This window comes from Mesorhizobium sp. USDA 4413 (assembly GCF_056280365.1).
This window is the reverse complement of sequence record NZ_JBVPRP010000001.1, coordinates 1494981-1511642: the sequence shown is the minus strand read 5'-3', so window position 1 is coordinate 1511642 and position 16662 is coordinate 1494981. Positions and strand designations below refer to the sequence as shown.

Annotated in this window: 15 protein-coding genes and 1 other RNA gene; 9 read left to right on the top strand and 7 right to left on the bottom strand. The window is 63.0% G+C overall.

Going from position 1 to position 16662, the window contains the following annotated elements; genetic code table 11:
- Window positions 1-40: 40 nt before the first annotated feature.
- The 5 genes from recR to ffs all read right to left on the bottom strand — a co-directional run bounded on the left by recR (window position 41) and on the right by ffs (window position 4316).
- Window positions 41-646, bottom strand: a complete 606-nt coding sequence (recR, locus tag ACVMIM_RS07480) for a recombination mediator RecR (protein WP_476111419.1) — start codon at window positions 644-646, stop codon at window positions 41-43.
- 96 nt (window positions 647-742) lie between these two features.
- Window positions 743-1732 (bottom strand): cell wall hydrolase, encoded by a 990-nt coding sequence (locus tag ACVMIM_RS07475; RefSeq protein ID WP_476111418.1) that lies wholly within the window; start codon window positions 1730-1732, stop codon window positions 743-745.
- A gap of 217 nt (window positions 1733-1949) precedes the next feature.
- Window positions 1950-2273 (bottom strand): YbaB/EbfC family nucleoid-associated protein, encoded by a 324-nt coding sequence (locus ACVMIM_RS07470; RefSeq protein WP_040993963.1) that lies wholly within the window; start codon window positions 2271-2273, stop codon window positions 1950-1952.
- Between the two features lie 22 nt (window positions 2274-2295).
- Window positions 2296-4113 (bottom strand): DNA polymerase III subunit gamma/tau, encoded by a 1818-nt coding sequence (locus ACVMIM_RS07465; protein WP_476111417.1) that lies wholly within the window; start codon window positions 4111-4113, stop codon window positions 2296-2298.
- A gap of 106 nt (window positions 4114-4219) precedes the next feature.
- Window positions 4220-4316: signal recognition particle sRNA small type (ffs, locus tag ACVMIM_RS07460), an RNA gene on the bottom strand.
- Between the two features lie 181 nt (window positions 4317-4497).
- On the opposite strand from ffs, the gene ACVMIM_RS07455 reads away from it, so the two are divergent.
- The 3 genes from ACVMIM_RS07455 to ACVMIM_RS07445 are packed head-to-tail and all read left to right on the top strand — an operon-like array spanning window position 4498 to window position 6226.
- Complete coding sequence (locus ACVMIM_RS07455) at window positions 4498-4917, top strand: HIT domain-containing protein (protein WP_040994488.1); 420 nt, start codon at window positions 4498-4500, stop codon at window positions 4915-4917.
- 54 nt (window positions 4918-4971) lie between these two features.
- Window positions 4972-5913 (top strand): NAD(+) diphosphatase, encoded by a 942-nt coding sequence (gene nudC / locus ACVMIM_RS07450; RefSeq protein ID WP_476111416.1) that lies wholly within the window; start codon window positions 4972-4974, stop codon window positions 5911-5913.
- A 10-nt stretch (window positions 5914-5923) separates the two neighbouring features.
- Window positions 5924-6226 carry a Dabb family protein gene (locus ACVMIM_RS07445; RefSeq protein WP_476111415.1) on the top strand — a complete coding sequence of 101 codons (303 nt, stop codon included), beginning with the start codon at window positions 5924-5926 and terminating at the stop codon, window positions 6224-6226.
- A gap of 130 nt (window positions 6227-6356) precedes the next feature.
- On the opposite strand, the gene ACVMIM_RS07440 is transcribed toward ACVMIM_RS07445, so the two are convergent.
- The gene (locus tag ACVMIM_RS07440) at window positions 6357-7220 is read right to left on the bottom strand and encodes a prephenate dehydratase (protein WP_476111414.1); all 864 of its coding nucleotides are present in this window, start codon (window positions 7218-7220) and stop codon (window positions 6357-6359) included.
- Between the two features lie 9 nt (window positions 7221-7229).
- Entirely contained in the window at window positions 7230-7958 is a 729-nt protein-coding gene (locus ACVMIM_RS07435) for a 3-deoxy-manno-octulosonate cytidylyltransferase (RefSeq protein ID WP_476111413.1), read from the bottom strand.
- A 193-nt stretch (window positions 7959-8151) separates the two neighbouring features.
- Between ACVMIM_RS07435 and ACVMIM_RS07430 the strand changes: the two genes are divergently transcribed.
- From ACVMIM_RS07430 to ACVMIM_RS07405, 6 genes are all read left to right on the top strand, one after another.
- Window positions 8152-8820, top strand: coding sequence for a c-type cytochrome (locus ACVMIM_RS07430; protein WP_476111412.1), 669 nt, complete (start codon window positions 8152-8154; stop codon window positions 8818-8820).
- Between the two features lie 158 nt (window positions 8821-8978).
- Entirely contained in the window at window positions 8979-10862 is a 1884-nt protein-coding gene (locus tag ACVMIM_RS07425; protein WP_476111411.1) for an extracellular solute-binding protein, read from the top strand.
- Window positions 10862-12739, top strand: coding sequence for an extracellular solute-binding protein (locus ACVMIM_RS07420; protein WP_476111410.1), 1878 nt, complete (start codon window positions 10862-10864; stop codon window positions 12737-12739). The genes ACVMIM_RS07425 and ACVMIM_RS07420 overlap by 1 nt, the downstream gene beginning before the upstream one ends.
- A gap of 30 nt (window positions 12740-12769) precedes the next feature.
- Entirely contained in the window at window positions 12770-13867 is a 1098-nt protein-coding gene (locus ACVMIM_RS07415; RefSeq protein ID WP_040993947.1) for a microcin C ABC transporter permease YejB, read from the top strand.
- Window positions 13867-15006 (top strand): ABC transporter permease, encoded by a 1140-nt coding sequence (locus tag ACVMIM_RS07410; RefSeq protein WP_476111409.1) that lies wholly within the window; start codon window positions 13867-13869, stop codon window positions 15004-15006. Before ACVMIM_RS07415 ends, ACVMIM_RS07410 begins: the two co-directional genes overlap by 1 nt.
- Window positions 15003-16631 (top strand): ABC transporter ATP-binding protein, encoded by a 1629-nt coding sequence (locus tag ACVMIM_RS07405; protein WP_476111408.1) that lies wholly within the window; start codon window positions 15003-15005, stop codon window positions 16629-16631. Before ACVMIM_RS07410 ends, ACVMIM_RS07405 begins: the two co-directional genes overlap by 4 nt.
- Window positions 16632-16662 lie beyond the last annotated feature (31 nt).

Here is a 16662-nt window from a genome sequence, read left to right as displayed (position 1 = left end):
CGAGGAAAAACGTCTGTCACGAGCCCCCTCCCCGATCCCCTCAAAACGCCGTCCTCGACCGCAGCGCCGCCGCCAGCGTGCCTTCGTCGAGATAATCGAGCTCGCCGCCGACCGGCACGCCATGCGCGAGCCGCGTGACCTTGACCTCGAAGCCCGACAACTGGTCGGTCAGATAATGTGCCGTCGTCTGGCCCTCGACCGTCGCGTTCACGGCGAGGACGACTTCCTTCACCTCGCCGCTGGCGACCCGATCGACCAGCGAGCGGATGTTGAGCTGATCCGGACCGATGCCGTCGAGCGGCGACAGCGTGCCGCCGAGCACGTGATAGCGCACATTCATGGCGGCCGCGCGCTCCAGTGCCCAGAGGTCCGAGACGTCCTCGACGACGATCAGCGTGCCGGCGTCACGACGCGGGTCGGTGCAGATCATGCAAGGGTCGGAGGTGTCGACATTGCCACAGGTCGAGCAGATGCGGACCTTGTCGACCGCCTCGCCCATGGCGGCGGCCAAAGGTTCGAGCAGCTGCTCCTTCTTCTTGATGAGATGAAGCGCGGCGCGCCGCGCCGAGCGCGGCCCGAGCCCTGGCACCTTGGCCAGGAGCTGGATCAGGCGTTCGATTTCCGGACCGGCGATTCTCTTCGACATCGCCTTGATCTAGGATTTTTCCAGGCAGTTTGGAACAGCCGCAACGACACGGGGCCCGCCATGCTGCCATGGCAGGCCCCGTTGGATGCAATTGGTTCAGTTGGTTTCGAGCGGCCGATTCTGGCTGACGATCATCGCGCCGATGGCGTCGGTGTTCTCAGGCGTCGACTCGAAGCCCATCGCCGCTTCCTGCGGTGCGCTGGGCACCGAAGTGATGTAGCGGCCCTTGAGCGTGCCGCCGAAACGCGAGGCGTCCGGCTCGGCCATCGGCTCCTGCATCGCCACGACCGTCGGCTTCTGCGCGAGGCGGCTGGATTTCTGCGACGGGGCGGCAGCGGCCGTCACATAGGTCGCCTCGGCCGGAACGATTGCCGCCTTGGCCGGAAGCGTCGGTTCGGCCGCATTCATCGCCGCCTGCTTGGCCGGATCCGGCCGCACGATCGTCTTGACCACCGGCTCGGCGGAAGCCACCAGCACGGGAGCGGTTGGGTCGATCTTCTGCTGTTTGTCGGACGCCATGGCGACCATCGGCTCGTCCGGCAGCGGCTGCCAGTTGCGGCCGCGCTTTTCATAGAAGGCGTTGCCGCCGGCCACCATGGTGTAATGCATGTTCTTGTAAGGGAAGCGCAGGCCGGCAGTGTGGAAATACATGGTGTTCTTGAGCTTGGCCTTGCGCTCGCCCTTCAGCACCGCGTCCGCGGCTTCCTCGACGTCGGGCAGCGCCCTGGAGTTCATCGGCCGCGTCAGCACGCCGGGCGCGAACTGGCCCTTCTCGCCGACGACCTCGCAGATGGTGTTGCCATGCTGGCCCGAACGCAGCCGGTTCATCACGACCGTGCCGACAGCGATCATGCCGTCGCGGCTCGACCGGTTGGACTCGAAGAACATCGCCCTTTGCAGGCATTCCTTGTCCTTCATCGAATATTTGTAGGAGCGCGAGCTGAGGAAGCTCGGCGTGAGCGCGTCGGTCAGACCCGACACCGACATGCCATGGGAGGAAGTGGTCTGGCTGCAACCGGCCAGGGGCAAGGGGGAAGTGACGATGCCGATGAGCAGCAGCGGCGTCTTCCATCGCGTCGCGATCACCAAAAAAGCCTCATGTCCAGATGCCAGCCCGCCCCGAGATGTGGCAGGAATGAGACTCTTTCGGGCAAAAAGATGGCTAGAGGGTTAGCAACTTCTGGACTTGGGTAAAACTTTATGAATGTCGCGAAATGAGCCCGTGAGCATTGCCGGCAAAATGGTTAATATTGCCGCCCGGGCTCAATTTCCGTTCATAATCAATTAACTGTTGCAGGCCGCCTCAGAACGGCAATTTCATTCCGGGCGGAATCGGCAAGCCTGCCGTCAAGGCCTTGGTCTTCTCCTGCATCACCTGCTCGACCTTATTTTTGGCGTCATTGTGGGCGGCCAGGATGAGGTCCTCCAAGATCTCGGCTTCGTCAGCCTTGATCAAAGACGGATCGATCTTCAGCGCCTTCATTTCGAACTTGCCGGTGAGCGTGATGCTGACCAGGCCGCCACCGGCCTGGCCGGTGGCTTCAAGCGTGGCGATCTCGTCCTGCATGGCCTGGAACTTGGCCTGCATTTCCTTCGCCTTGCCCATCAGGCCGAGAAGATCTTTCATCGGGTGGTCCTCTAAGATTGTTTCAGATTTCGTCGTCGTCGGCTGCCGGCTCGACAGGCACTTCCGCCTCCGCCTCTTCCACGTCCGGCACATCCGGAATGCGCACGTCGATGATCTTGGCCCCAGGGAAGCGGGCGAGAATGGCGGCGACGGTCGGATCGCTCTTGGCGTCGGAGAAGGCGTTCTCGCGTTTCGTCGTCTCCATCTCGGCCAATGTCTGGCCGCCCTCTTCCTTCGACAGCGACACCAGCCAGTTGCGGCCGGTCCAGGCACGCAGCTTGGAGGTCATGTCGTTGAGCAGCATCTTGGGCGCGTCGTCGGTCAGGGTGACGTCGAGGCGGCCGGGCTCGATGCGCACCGGCCGCACGCAGCGTTTCAACAGCACCTTGAAGGCTATGTCGCGATTGGCGTCGGCAAGTGCGACGATGTCGGCCAGCGATTTGACCGGAACGACAGGGGTTTCGGCTACCGGCTCCGGCGCCGGGACAAAGGCGACGGGTGCCGGCTGCGCTTCGACCAGGCGCATGGTCTGCGCACCGCCATTTGAACCGGGCATCCGCGCCTGCGCCACGGCGCTGGGGCCTACGCCATTGCCTGGATTTGCCGGTGCGCCATTGGCGCGCGGGACGCCATTCGGCAGCGGTCCCGCGCCTTCCAGCGATTTCAGCGCCTCATCCAGCGTTGGCAGGTCGGCGGCATGCGCCAGCCTGATCAGCACCATTTCGCCGGCGCTGACCGGGCGGTTAGAGGACTGCACCTCGGGAATGCCCTTCAAGAGCATCTGCCAGGTCCGCGACAGCACGCGCACCGAAAGCGTGCCGGCGAATTCGGCACCGCGCCGGCGCTCGTCCTCGGAAAGCGAAGCGTCATCGGCCGCCGACGGCACGAAGCGCAGGCGGGTGACGAGGTGGTTGAACTCGGCAAGATCGGTGAGCACGGCGGCCGGATCGGCGCCGGTGTCGTATTGCGCGCGGAACTCGGCGAGCGCCGCCGCGACGTCGCCTTTCATGACATGCTCGAACAGGTCGATAATGCGGGCGCGGTCGGCGAGACCCAGCATGGCACGTACCGCGTCGGCGCTGACGGTGCCGCTGCCGTGGGCGATCGCCTGGTCGAGGATAGACAGCGAATCGCGCGCCGAGCCTTCGGCGGCGCGGGCGATCATCGCCAGGGCCTCGTCATCGACGGCAATGCCTTCCTTGGCGGCGATCGAGGACAGATGCCCGACAAGCGCGCCGGCATCGATGCGCCGCAAATCGAAGCGCTGGCAGCGCGACAGGACCGTGATCGGCACCTTGCGGATCTCGGTGGTGGCGAAGATGAATTTAACGTGCGGCGGCGGCTCTTCAAGCGTCTTCAGCAGGCCGTTGAAGGCCTGGGTGGAGAGCATGTGCACTTCGTCGATGATGTAGACTTTGTAGCGTGCCGAGACCGGCGCGTAGCGCACGCGGTCGATGATGTCCCTGATATCATCGATGCCGGTATGCGAGGCTGCGTCCATCTCGATGACATCGACATGGCGGCCTTCCATGATCGCCTGGCAATGCTCACCGGGGATCGAAAGGTCGACGGAGGGCTGGTCGATGGTCGCCGTTTTGTAGTTCAAGGCTCGCGCGAGAATGCGCGCGGTCGTCGTCTTGCCGACACCGCGCACGCCGGTCAGCATCCATGCCTGGGCGATGCGACCGGTGGCGAAGGCGTTGGTCAGCGTGCGCACCATCGGCTCCTGGCCGATCAGCTCGGAGAAATTCGAGGGGCGATATTTGCGCGCCAGGACGCGGTAGGCGCCGGCCTTACCGGTCTCCAGGCTCTCTGGCCCCAAATTTCCGGCTTCGCTCATTCGCCGTCAAAAGCTCCCAGGACCGCGACGGAGGGCGGCCGATTCCTGCGCATAATCTCGCCCGCACGGCTCGGCGCCGTCAATGTCGCGGGAGAAAGGCGAAGAGGTGGGAGGCTGGAACAATGACCCGTTCCGGGCTCGTTAGGGCTGCTTCCTTCCGGACCTGACCCGGTTGGCGAGTGGATCGTCCACCACCAACCTCCCGCGCTCCATATCGGCAATTCGGCAGCGAAATGCAAGGGCGGCGCCGCAAGCTGCGGCCATAACGCGATTGGAAAGTCCTTCAAATTGGCAAGAGCGATCAATGAATCGCTTGCAGCCACCTTGCCGCCGCTCTAGCGTCCCTTGGTTTGAAGCATGCTGCAAAAAACAAAGGAAACGCCCATGCTGCCTGGCCTCAAGGCCGGTTTCACGCTGGACGCCCGATTGGAGGCGGACAGCGAGCAGCTTATGTGGCTTGGCCTTTGCGAACTCAGATTGATGAACGACCGGCGCTGGCCATGGCTGGTGCTGGTGCCGCAGCGGCCGGGCGTCGAGGAAATCCACGAGATGACGCCGCTAGACCAGGCGATGCTGACCTTCGAAACCAATATGGTGGCGCAGGCGCTGAAGCGGGTGACCGGCTGCACCAAGATCAACACCGGCGCCTTGGGCAACATCGTGCGCCAGCTGCATGTCCATGTCGTGGCCCGCTCCGAGGGCGATCCCGGCTGGCCGGGACCGGTCTGGGGGCACGGCATACGCGAGCCTTATCAGCGCTCCGACATCAGGCGGTTTGCCGAAACGATCAAGGCGGCGCTATAAGCTGACCGGTGTCCATTCAGCGTCCCCCGTGTCCCTCAGCCCGCCCGAGTCCCCATGAGCTTTCGCCTGTTTGACGCGCCCTTGCGCGAACCGAGTCAATTCGTCGGTTTCGCCGGCAACCGGATTGACCGGCAGTCCGAGAACCGCGCCGACGACGCGGTCGAGAAGGCGCTGGCCGACCGGTCCGCGCGGCTGATGCTGATGCATGCCGGCCGGCTTTACCTCAAATTGGAGAACGGCACGTTCGACCCGTGGTTCAAGGCGGATGAGAGCCAGGCCTTCGAGCCTTCGCTCGGCCAGGGCGTGCTGCTCGGCTTTTCCGAGGAAGGCCCCGTGCTGGCGGTGCCTGCCGGCGTCGAGCCGGAAAAGCTGCCCGAGACGGTCAAGGCGATCGATTACCGCTCGGTCCATATGCAGGGGCTGATCGACGAGGCGGCCGCCGGCGCGCTGGCGCAAGGAGCGGCGCTGCTTGCCTGGCACGCCAGCCACGCCTTCTGCTCGAAATGCGGCAACCGCTCGGAGATGCGCGCCGGCGGCTACCGGCGCCATTGCCCTTCCTGCGGCACCGATCACTTTCCGCGCACCGACCCGGTGGCAATCATGCTGACTGTGACGCGCGAAAAGTGCCTGCTCGGGCGCGGCCGGCATTTCGCGCCGGGCATGTATTCGGCGCTTGCCGGCTTCATCGAGCCGGGCGAGACGATCGAGGCGGCGGTGCGCCGCGAGACGCTGGAAGAGGCCGGCATCCGGCTCGGCCGCGTCGTCTACCATGCCAGCCAGCCCTGGCCGTTCCCGTATTCGCTGATGATCGGCTGCTTCGGCGAGCCGCTCAACGAGGATATCCAGGCCGATCTCAACGAGCTCGAGGACTGCCGCTGGTTCTTCCGCGAAGAAGTGCGCAGGATGCTGGAGAGGCAGCATGCCGGCGGCTTGATCACACCACCGAAAGGGGCGATCGCTCATCACCTCATCCGCGCCTGGGTCGACAGCGAATAGGAGCAGAAGAATGATCCGTCATACCGTCGTGTTCACTTTGAAGCATCCGCCGCAGTCGCTGGAGACGAAGCGCTTCCTGCACGACGCGAAGAATATCCTGACCGGGATCAAGGGTGTGGCGCATTTCGAGCAGCTGCGGCAAGTGAGCCCCAAGAACGACTACCAGTTCGGCTTCTCGGTGGAGTTCGCCGACCAGGCGGCCTACACTCGCTACAACGAGCACCCCGACCACGTCGCCTTCGTGCGCGACCGCTGGGTGCCCGAGGTGGAAAAGTTCATGGAAATCGACTACGTGCCGCTGGGGTTCGGCTGAAAATTCAGGTGAGGCCGGCCTGCAAATGACGGCGTCCTGCGCTTCCGGTGCTCACGTACTTCAAGTACGCTCCGCTCCGGCTCTCGGATGCCATCATTTTCGGCTCGGCCTGACCTGAATTGGGCTGGCGCTAATCCGCCACCTTCCACTGCTCGCGCGAGGCGCTGGCCGGATAGACGCCGAGGATGCGCATTTCGCGCGAGAAGAAGCGCAGTTCATCCAGTGCCAGCTTGACCAGCGGATCGTCCGGGTGGCCCTCGATGTCGGCATAGAACAGCGTCGCGGTGAAGGCCCCTAACTGGTAGCTCTCGAGCTTGGTCATGTTGATGCCGTTGGTTGCGAAGCCGCCCATGGCCTTATAGAGCGCGGCAGGCACGTTGCGGACGCGGAAGATGAAGGTCGTCATCATCTTGGCGTCCGGCGCGGGGCGCTCCACCCATTGCTTGTTCTTGGTCAAGACGACAAAGCGGGTGACGTTGGAATCGGTGTCCTCGACATTCTTCTCGATGATGTCGAGCCCGTAGAGTTCCGCGGCCAGCGCCGGCGCCAGCGCGGCCATGGTGCGGTCCTTGACCTCCGACACCATCTTGGCCGAACCCGCCGTGTCGCCGGCGACCACCGGCTTCCAGCCGTTCTTGCGGATATATTTGCGGCACTGGCCGAGCGCGTGGATATGGCTGTGCACGGTTTTGATCTCTTCACGCTTCACGCCCGGCAACACCATGAGCTGGAAGTGGATCGGCAGGAAATATTCGCCGACGATGTGCAGCTTCGATTCCGGCAACAGGTGGTGGATGTCGGCGACGCGGCCGGCGATGGTGTTCTCGATCGGAATCATGGCGAGCTCGGCCTTGCCGGTCTCGACGGCGTTGAAGGCGTCCTCGAAGGTCGGGCAAGGCAACGGCTCCATCGACGGGAACATGTTGCGGCAGGCCGTATCGGAATTGGCGCCGGGCTCGCCCTGGAAGGAAATTCTGTTGGTCTTTTCAGGCATGCACATGTCTCATTTCGAAAGGATTTGCCTGGCGCGTTCGAGATCGTGCGGCGTGTCGACGCCGAGCGGCAGCGATTGGACGATCTCGGCGTCGATGCGCATGCCGGCTTCCAGCGCGCGCAGCTGCTCCAGCCGCTCGCGCCGCTCCAGCGGCGACGGCTTGAGGGCTACGAAACGCTCCAACGCCGCACGGCGATAGGCATAGAGGCCGATGTGGTGGTAGAGCGGCCCCTCGCCCCAGGGCGCGGTGGCACGGGTGAAATAGAGCGCTTTCAGCCGTGTGGCGGAAAGCGGCGAGCCGACGATCTTGACCACATTCGGATTGGTCTTCTCCTCGTCGCGCACGATCTCGACGCCGAGCGTGGCGATATCGACCGACTTGTCCTCGAAAGGCCGCAGCGAGGCGCCGATGATCTCGGGGTCGATGGTCGGCAGGTCGCCCTGGACGTTGACGATCGTTTCCACCCGTTTTTCGGGGTCGAGCGCCGTCAGCGCCTCGAAAATGCGGTCGGAACCCGATTCGTGATCCGTGCGGGTCATGACCGCCTCGAAACCATGCGCTTGCACGGCTTGCGCGACGGCTTGCGTGTCTGTCGCCACCACAACGCGGCCAAGCCCGGCCTCGGCGGCGCGGCGGGCGACATGGACGATCATCGGAGCGCCCGCAATGTCGGCCAGCGGCTTGCCCGGCAGGCGCGTCGAGGCCATGCGGGCGGGGATCAGGATCAAGGTCGACATCGGATTTTTGGGTGGTCGAAAAACGCGGATGGAAAAGTGGCAAAAGGTCTCACTGGAAGCGCCCTTATAGGTGTTGCAACGCCAGAGCAAAAGACCTAGTTTCCGCGCGATTTGAATGGCCTTTCAGGGCAGTTCGCGATACCGACGGACGGAGTGGACGGGACGGTCCGCCGGAAAAGGGAGCAAGGGGCGTATGGATTCCAACGAAGTCAACAAGCTGCTCGGCGGATTTCTGGGAACCTGCTTCATCGTCTTTTCAATAGGCCTCGTCTCGGACGGGCTGTTCGCCTCGCCGGCGCCCGAAAAGCCCGGCTTCGCCATCGAAGCCCAGGAGCCGACCGAGGGCGGCCCGGCTGCGCCTGCCGCGGCGGAAAAGCCGATCGCGGACCTGCTTGCCACCGCCAATGCCGAGGCGGGCGCCGCCATCTTCAAGAAGTGCCAGGCCTGCCATTCCGGCGAAAAAGGCGGTCCGAACAAGGTCGGTCCGGACCTCTGGGACATCGTCGACCGTCCTGTCGCCGAGCATGAGGGCTTTGCCTATTCGGCCGGCATGAAGGATTTCTCCAAGGGCGGCCAGGAGCATTGGACCTACGAGAACCTCAACCACTTCATCACCTCGCCGAAGAAGTTCGTGAAGGGCACAGCGATGGGCTTTGCCGGCCTGCCGAAGGAAGAAGACCGCGCCAATGTGATCGCCTATCTGCGCACGCTGTCGGACAATCCGAAGCCGCTGCCGCAGCCGGGCGCCTCGGCCGAGGCCAAGCCGGCTGAAGGCGCCAAGCCCGTGGAGGGTGCTGCACCCGCCAAGCCGGCCGAAGGCGCCGCTCCGGCCAAGCCGGCTGCGCCAGCGCCCGCTCAATAAACAATTTGTCGCAGAGACTTCCTTGGAAAAGCCGGGTTCGTCCCGGCTTTTCTGTTAGGAAAGCTGCATGTGCGGCGACAAAAGCCGCCGCTTGCGGTTTTCACCGGCGTCAAATGTTCTAGATTGCCGGTGGGTACTGTTCGAGACGAGGAGAACGCATGACGGTCGGCCGCTCCCGGACATTTTTCGCATCGATGCTGGCGGCTGCTTTCGCAGCGAGTCTGCAGGCGAGCTTCGCCGACGAATGGCACACGACCTCCTCGCTTATCGGGCCTTCAAAATACGGCGAGAATTTCCAGCATTACGACTACGTCAATCCGGATGCGCCAAAGGGCGGAACGCTGAACCGGGTGGTTATCGGTACTTTCGACAGCTTTAATCCTTACATCGTGCAAGGTTCCGCAGCCGCCGGCTTTGCGCAGTTCGGCGGCGGGCTGCTTTACGACACGCTGATGGAACAGGCGACGGACGAAGGCAGCGTCAGCCACCCCCTGGTCGCCGAAGCCTACAAATATCCGTCCGATTATTCCTCGGCGACCTACCGGCTCGATCCGCGCGCCAAGTGGCAAGACGGCCAGCCGATCACCGCCGACGACGTGGTCTGGTCGTTCCAAGTCCTCAAAGCGAACAGCCCGATGTACAACCGTTATTTCGAGACCGTGACCGACGCCGTCGCGATCTCGGACCGCGAGGTCGAGTTCCATTTCAACCAGAAGGGCAATCGGGAACTGCCGAAAATCCTCGGCGATCTCGTCGTCCTCCCGAAGCACTGGTGGGAGGGCACCGACGCCAGCGGCAAGAAGCGCGACATCACCCGGCCTACGCTGGAGCCGCCGCTGGGCTCCGCCGCCTATAAGATTGCGAGCTTCAAGCCCGGCTCGGAGATCGTCTGGCAGCGCGTGCCCGACTATTGGGCGGCCAAGCTGCCGGTGAAGATCGGCCGGGAGAATTTCGGCACCCAGCGTTTCAGCTACTTCCTTGATGACAACGCCTCGTGGCAAGCGTTCACCAAGGGCGGCTTTGAGGACTTTCGCGTAGAGTCACGTGCCCAGCGCTGGGCAGTCGAGTACACATTCCCGGCCGTCAAAGCGGCGGATGTCATCAAGAAGGAGTTCCCTCTTACCTCTCCACAGCCGATGCAGGCTTATGTCATGAATACGAGACGGCCGCTTTTTCAAGACGTGCGGGTGCGTCAAGCTTTGACCTACGCGTACGATTTCGAGAGCATGAATCGCACGATCTTTTTTGGTTCCTATACGCGCACCGATAGCTATTTCCAAGGCGGCGACCTGGCTTCGCGTGGGTTGCCGCAAGGCAAAGAACTGGAGATATTACAGCAATACCGGGACAAACTGCCCTCTGAGCTGTTCACCACTGAGTTCAAATTGCCGATCTACGACACGCCGCAATCGGCGCGTGAGAATTTGCGGAAAGCCTATGATCTCCTGAAGCAGGCAGGGTGGATCAACAAAGGAGGCAAGTTGATCAATGCGCAGACGGGCAGCCAATTCAAGATCGAGTTTCTTGGCAACGATCCTGTCGACGAGCGCGTAGCTGCTCCCTTCATGGACAACCTTCGACGTTTGGGTATCGACGCCACCCTCCGGATCGTCGATGACAGCCAATACACAAATCGCACCCGCGCCTTTGATTTCGACGTGCTAGCGTTGGCAAGCTTCCAGCAGTCGAACTCGCCTGGTAATGAGCAGCGGGACTTCTGGAGCTCGAAGGCCGCAGACACCCCAGGGTCACGCAACCTTGCAGGCATCAAGAACCCGGTGGTCGACGCACTGGTCGACCGTGTCATCTTGGCAACCGATCGAGATGATCTTGTTGCCGCGGCGCATGCCCTCGATCGAGTGCTGCTCTGGAACTATTATATGGTGCCGCAGTGGCATTTGGGAAAAGTGCGCGCCGCGTATTGGAATATGTTCGGCTTCCCCGAAAAACAACCCAGTTATATCGGTGTTGATCTCGATTCATGGTGGATCGACCCCGTGAAAGAAAAGGCGCTGGCCGCCAAATACAAGGGCCTCAATTGATGGTGCGGCGGACTTCGCTTCCTCGCCGCGACTTCCTCGCGCTCGGCGCCGCAGCCACTGCCGCGGCGCTGCTGCCCGGCCGGGCCTTTGCCGACACCCCGACCGGCGTCAAGCTGCACGGCCTGTCGGCCTTCGGCGACCTGAAATACAAGCCCGACTTCACGCATTTCGACTATGTAGATGTCGACGCGCCGCAAGGCGGCACCTTCAACTTCTCGCCGCCCAATTGGGGCGCCAACCAGAGCCCGCAGACCTTCAACACGCTGAATTCCTTCGTCCCCAAGGGCGATTCCCCGCAGCGCATGGAAATGTGCTTCGATTCCCTGATGGTGCGGGCGCTGGACGAGCCGGACGCGGTCTATGGATTGATCGCCGACGGTGTCACGATCTCGGACGACCGCAACGTCTTCACCTTCTCGCTGCGTCCGCAGGCCCGTTTCCATGATGGTACGCCGCTCACCGCCGACGATGTCGCCTTCACCTTCAAGCTGCTGAAAGACAAGGGGCACCCGGATTACGCTCTGTCACTGACGCATCTGGATGACGCGGTGGCTAAGGACACCCATACGGTCGAGCTCAAATTCTCCGGCAAGCAGTCGGCCCGCACCATCCTCAACGTGGTCGGATTCCCGATCCTTTCGAAGGCCTTCTTTACGGCCAACCCGTTCGATTCCTCGCAGCTCAATCCGCCGGTCGGCTCCAGCGCCTACAAGGTCGGGCGCTGGTCGGCCGGCGCCTGGATCGAATATGAGCGCGTGGCCGACTATTGGGGCAACGACCTGCCGGTCAATCGCGGCCAGAACAATTTCGGGCGTATCCGCATCGAATTCTACCAGGACCGGACGGCCGGGTTCGAGGCCTTCAAGAAGGGCGAAATCCTTTACCGCGAGGAGTTCACCTCGCGCGTCTGGGCGACGGCTTACGACTTTCCGGCCTTCACTGCCGGCAAGGTGATCAAGCATGAGTTCCCGGCCGAAACAACGCCTTCCATGCAGGCCACCGCCGTCAACCAGCGGCGTGAGCAATTCAAGGACCCGCGCGTGCGGCAGGCGATCGCGCTCTGCTTCGATTTCGAATGGACACGGCGCAACTTCTTCTATGGTTCCTACGAGCGCTCGCAATCCTGCTTCGAGAAATCCGACTTCCGGGCATCGGGCATGCCGACGGCGCAGGAGCTGGCGCTGCTGGAACCGCTGCGCGACCAGCTGCCGCCGGAAACTTTCGGCGAAGCGGTGAAGCAACCGCCGTCGGATGGGTCCGGGCGGGACCGCAAGCAACTGAGCGCGGCATTGAAGCTGCTCGCTGAGGCCGGCTGGAAACGCTCCGGCGATTTCGTGCTCAACGACAAGGGCGGGCGGCTCTCCGCCGAGTTCCTGGTCGACGACGAGACCTTCGTGCAGGTCTATTCGCCGTGGGTTGCCAACATGAAGGCCATCGGCATCGATGCCTCGATCCGCCTGGTGGATTCAGCGCAGTATCAGCTCAGGCAATCGACATTCGATTTCGACCTGCTCTCGGCCGCATTCAATTTCAGCGCCACGCCGACCCGTGACGATTTGGAAATGTTCTTCCACTCGCGCAGCGCCGCCGTATCGGGCTCACGCAACCTGTCGGGGGTTGCAAGCCCGGCGATCGATGCGCTGATCGATGCCGTGGGCGCCGCCAAGGATCGCGAAAGCCTGACCACTGCCATGCGCGCGTTGGACCGGGCCTTGCGCGCGCGGCGCGATTGGATTCCAAGTTGGTATCTGGCGAATCACCGAAGCGCCTATTGGGACATGTTCGGCTTCCCCGAGCAGAAACCCGATTTCGGCTTTCCGGTCGAAGCGCTGTGGTGGGTCGACAAGGGCAAGGCGGCAAAGATTGGCAAAGCCTGACATCACTGTTCGCGCGGGGCCCGTCGCCTGATGGGCGCCTATATCCTGCGCCGCATTCTCCTCATGATCCCGACGCTGTTCGGCATCATGGCCATCTCCTTCGCGGTCATCCAGTTCGCGCCGGGCGGGCCGGTCGAGCAGGTGATCGCCCGGCTGACCAACCAGGGCGGCAACGATCGCCTCGGCAGCGGTGGCGGTGATGCCGGTGGCGGCGGCAATTTCGACGTTGCCGGCGATGTCGGCTCGAAATATCGCGGCGCACAGGGGCTCGATCCGGAATTCATCAAAAAGCTGGAAAAGCAGTTCGGCTTCGACAAGCCGCCGCTCGAGCGCTTCGGCATGATGCTGTGGAACTATATCCGCTTCGATTTCGGCGACAGCTATTTCCGCGATATCTCGGTGCTGAACCTGATCCTGGAGAAGATGCCCGTCTCCATCTCCATCGGCCTGTGGATCACGCTTTTATCCTACCTGATCTCGATCCCGCTCGGCATCCGCAAGGCGGTGAAGGACGGCTCGACCTTCGACGTATGGACAAGCGGCGTCGTCATCGTCGGCTATGCCATTCCCGGCTTCCTGTTCGGCATCATGCTCATGGTGCTGTTCGCCGGCGGCTCGTTCTGGGACTGGTTTCCGCTGCGCGGCATCGTGTCGGACAATTGGGCTCAGCTGTCGTGGCCCGCCAAGATCGCCGACTATTTCTGGCACATGACGCTGCCGCTGACGGCGCTCGTGCTCTCGGCTTTCGCGACGACCACCCTGCTCACCAAGAACTCCTTCCTTGAGGAAATCCGTAAGCAATATGTCGTGACGGCGCGCGCCAAGGGCCTGTCAGAGCGCAAGGTGCTCTACGGCCACGTCTTCCGCAACGCCATGCTGATCGTGATCGCCGGCTTTCCCGGCGCCTTCATCTCGGCCTTCTTCACCGGCTCGCTGCTGATCGAGAACATCTTCTCGCTCGACGGGCTCGGCCTGCTCGGCTTCAAGTCGGTGATCGACCGCGACTATCCGGTGGTGTTCGCCACCCTCTACATCTTCTCGCTGCTCGGCCTGTTCGTCGGCCTTCTGTCCGACCTGATCTACACCTGGGTCGATCCGCGCATCGACTTCGAGCGGAGAGACATCTGATGGCCGAGGCCGCGATCGAAACCGCGCCGGCGCGGCCCCGCAGGCCATTTCTGTCGCCGCTCAACCAGAGGCGGTTGCAGAATTTCAAGGCCAACCGGCGGGGCTACTGGTCGCTGTGGATCTTCCTGTTCCTGTTCGTGCTGTCGCTGTTTTCCGAGCTGATCGCCAACGACAAGCCGATCATCGCCTCCTACAAAGGCGAGATCCTGTTTCCGGTCCTGGTCGCCTATCCGGAGGAGAAGTTCGGCGGTTTCTACGCGGTCACCGATTATCGCGATCCGGTGATCCAGGACGAGATCAATTCCAATGGCTGGATGATCTGGCCGCCGGTCCGCTACTCCTATCAGACGGTCAACAACGCCATTCCGGAACCGGCGCCGGCGAAACCATCCTGGCTTTACGATAAAAGCAAACGTTGCAGTCAGTACCCGAAGGGGGAGGCCGACGAGAACTGCACCATCGGCAACTGGAACTGGCTGGGCACGGACGACCAGGCCCGCGACGTGCTGGCGCGCGTGCTCTACGGCTTCCGCATCTCGGTTCTGTTCGGCCTGATCCTGACGCTCGGCTCGTCGCTGATCGGCGTCGCGGCCGGCGCGGTGCAAGGCTATTTCGGCGGCTGGACCGACCTTCTCTTCCAGCGTTTCATCGAAATCTGGTCGGCGATCCCGGTGCTCTACCTCCTGCTCATCGTCTCGGCCATCCTGCCGCCCGGCTTTTTCATCCTGCTTGGCCTGATGCTGCTGTTCTCATGGGTGGCGCTGGTCGGCGTGGTGCGGGCCGAGTTCCTGCGCGCCCGCAACTTCGAATATGTCAACGCGGCGCGGGCGCTCGGCGTACCCAACCTCACCATCATGTTCCGGCATCTGCTGCCCAACGCCATGGTGGCGACGCTGACCTTCCTGCCCTTCCTGCTCTCTGGCTCGATCTCGACGTTGACCTCGCTCGACTATCTCGGCTTCGGCCTGCCGCCCGGCTCGGCTTCGCTCGGCGAGCTGCTGAAACAGGCCCAGCGCAACCTCAACGCCCCCTGGCTCGGCATTTCCGGCTTCATCGTCATCTCAGTGATGCTGTCCCTGCTGGTCTTCATCGGCGAGGCGACACGCGACGCCTTCGATCCGCGCAAGACGTTCAAATGAGCGAAGCCCTGCTGTCCGTCCAAGATCTGAGCGTCGCCTTCGCGCAGGGCGGCAACCGGTCGATCGCCGTCGACCATGTCTCATTCGACATCGCCAAGGGCGAGACGGTTGCCCTGGTCGGCGAATCCGGCTCGGGCAAATCGGTGTCGGCGCTGTCGGTGCTGAAGCTTCTGCCCTATCCCGCCGCCAGCCATCCCTCGGGCAAGATCCTGTTCGGCGGCGACGATCTGCTCGCCATGGACGAGAAGGCATTGCGCGGTGTGCGCGGCAACAAGATCACCATGATCTTCCAGGAGCCCATGACCTCGCTCAACCCGCTGCACACGATTGAACAGCAGATCGTCGAAGTGCTGCAACTGCATCAGGGCATGCGGGATCAAGCCGCCCGCGCGCGCACGCTGGAGCTGCTCACCGAGGTCGGCATCCGCGATCCGCAGAAGCGTCTCGACGCCTATCCGCACCAGCTCTCCGGCGGCCAGCGCCAGCGCGTGATGATCGCCATGGCCTTGGCCAACGAGCCGGAGCTTCTGATCGCCGACGAGCCGACGACGGCGCTCGACGTCACCGTGCAGGCGCAGATCCTCGAACTGCTGGCGAAGCTCAAAGCCCGCAAGGGCATGTCGCTCCTGTTCATCACGCACGATCTCGGCATCGTGCGCAGGATCGCCGACCGCGTCTGCGTGATGACCAAGGGCAAGATCGTCGAGACGGGCCCGACCAGGGAAATCTTCGCCAACCCGCGGCACGACTACACCAAGCATCTGCTGGCAGCCGAGCCGAAGGGCAAGCCGCCCGCGGCCGACCCAGGCGCCAAATCCGTCATGAGGGGCAAGGACATCAAGGTCTGGTTCCCCATCAAGAAGGGCTTCTTCCGCAAGACCGTCGATCATGTGAAGGCCGTGGATGGCATCGACGTCACGGTGCGGGCCGGACAGACGCTGGGCGTGGTCGGCGAATCCGGCTCGGGCAAGACGACGCTCGGGCTGGCGCTCGCGCGGATGATCTCCTCGACGGGCACGATCAATTTCAACGGACGCGACATCAACCACCTCTCCTTCAGCGCCATGCGGCCGCTGCGGCGCGAATTGCAGATCGTCTTCCAGGATCCGTTCGGCTCGCTCAGCCCGCGCCTGTCGGTCTCCGAGATCATCGAGGAAGGGCTGAAGATCCACGAGCCGAAGCTCTCGGCCGACCAGCGCGACGACAAGGTCGTCGCCGTGCTGAAGGAGGTCGGCCTCGATCCCGAAACGCGCCACCGCTACCCGCACGAGTTTTCCGGGGGCCAGCGCCAGCGCATCGCCATCGCCCGCGCCATGGTGCTCAACCCGCGCTTCGTCATGCTCGACGAGCCGACCTCGGCGCTCGACATGAGCGTGCAGGCGCAAGTGGTCGACCTTCTGCGCGGCCTGCAGGCCAAGCACAATCTCGCTTATCTCTTCATCAGCCACGACCTCAAGGTGGTGCGTGCCCTTGCCAATGACGTCATCGTCATGCGCAATGGCCAGATCGTCGAGGCGGGACCTTCCGAACAGATTTTCAGCAGCCCGCAAACCGACTATACGCGGGCGCTGATGGCGGCGGCCTTCAAGATCGAGACGGCACCGACCGGCGTGGTCAGCGAATAGCCGACCGGCCACAACAGGGAAGACAAATCCG

What these genes read in the sequence shown, in the direction of transcription:
- ACVMIM_RS07425 (WP_476111411.1), top strand. Translation starts at nt 8,979, where the DNA reads ATGACGGTCGGCCGCTCCCGGACATTTTTCGCATCGATGCTGGCGGCT.
- ACVMIM_RS07455 (WP_040994488.1), top strand. Translation starts at nt 4,498, where the DNA reads ATGCTGCCTGGCCTCAAGGCCGGTTTCACGCTGGACGCCCGATTGGAG.
- ACVMIM_RS07465 (WP_476111417.1), bottom strand. Translation starts at nt 4,113, where the DNA reads ATGAGCGAAGCCGGAAATTTGGGGCCAGAGAGCCTGGAGACCGGTAAG.
- recR (WP_476111419.1), bottom strand. Translation starts at nt 646, where the DNA reads ATGTCGAAGAGAATCGCCGGTCCGGAAATCGAACGCCTGATCCAGCTC.
- ACVMIM_RS07435 (WP_476111413.1), bottom strand. Translation starts at nt 7,958, where the DNA reads ATGTCGACCTTGATCCTGATCCCCGCCCGCATGGCCTCGACGCGCCTG.
- ACVMIM_RS07445 (WP_476111415.1), top strand. Translation starts at nt 5,924, where the DNA reads ATGATCCGTCATACCGTCGTGTTCACTTTGAAGCATCCGCCGCAGTCG.
- ACVMIM_RS07470 (WP_040993963.1), bottom strand. Translation starts at nt 2,273, where the DNA reads ATGAAAGATCTTCTCGGCCTGATGGGCAAGGCGAAGGAAATGCAGGCC.
- ACVMIM_RS07410 (WP_476111409.1), top strand. Translation starts at nt 13,867, where the DNA reads ATGGCCGAGGCCGCGATCGAAACCGCGCCGGCGCGGCCCCGCAGGCCA.
- nudC (WP_476111416.1), top strand. Translation starts at nt 4,972, where the DNA reads ATGAGCTTTCGCCTGTTTGACGCGCCCTTGCGCGAACCGAGTCAATTC.
- ACVMIM_RS07420 (WP_476111410.1), top strand. Translation starts at nt 10,862, where the DNA reads ATGGTGCGGCGGACTTCGCTTCCTCGCCGCGACTTCCTCGCGCTCGGC.
- ACVMIM_RS07415 (WP_040993947.1), top strand. Translation starts at nt 12,770, where the DNA reads ATGGGCGCCTATATCCTGCGCCGCATTCTCCTCATGATCCCGACGCTG.
- ACVMIM_RS07440 (WP_476111414.1), bottom strand. Translation starts at nt 7,220, where the DNA reads ATGCCTGAAAAGACCAACAGAATTTCCTTCCAGGGCGAGCCCGGCGCC.
- ACVMIM_RS07405 (WP_476111408.1), top strand. Translation starts at nt 15,003, where the DNA reads ATGAGCGAAGCCCTGCTGTCCGTCCAAGATCTGAGCGTCGCCTTCGCG.
- ACVMIM_RS07430 (WP_476111412.1), top strand. Translation starts at nt 8,152, where the DNA reads ATGGATTCCAACGAAGTCAACAAGCTGCTCGGCGGATTTCTGGGAACC.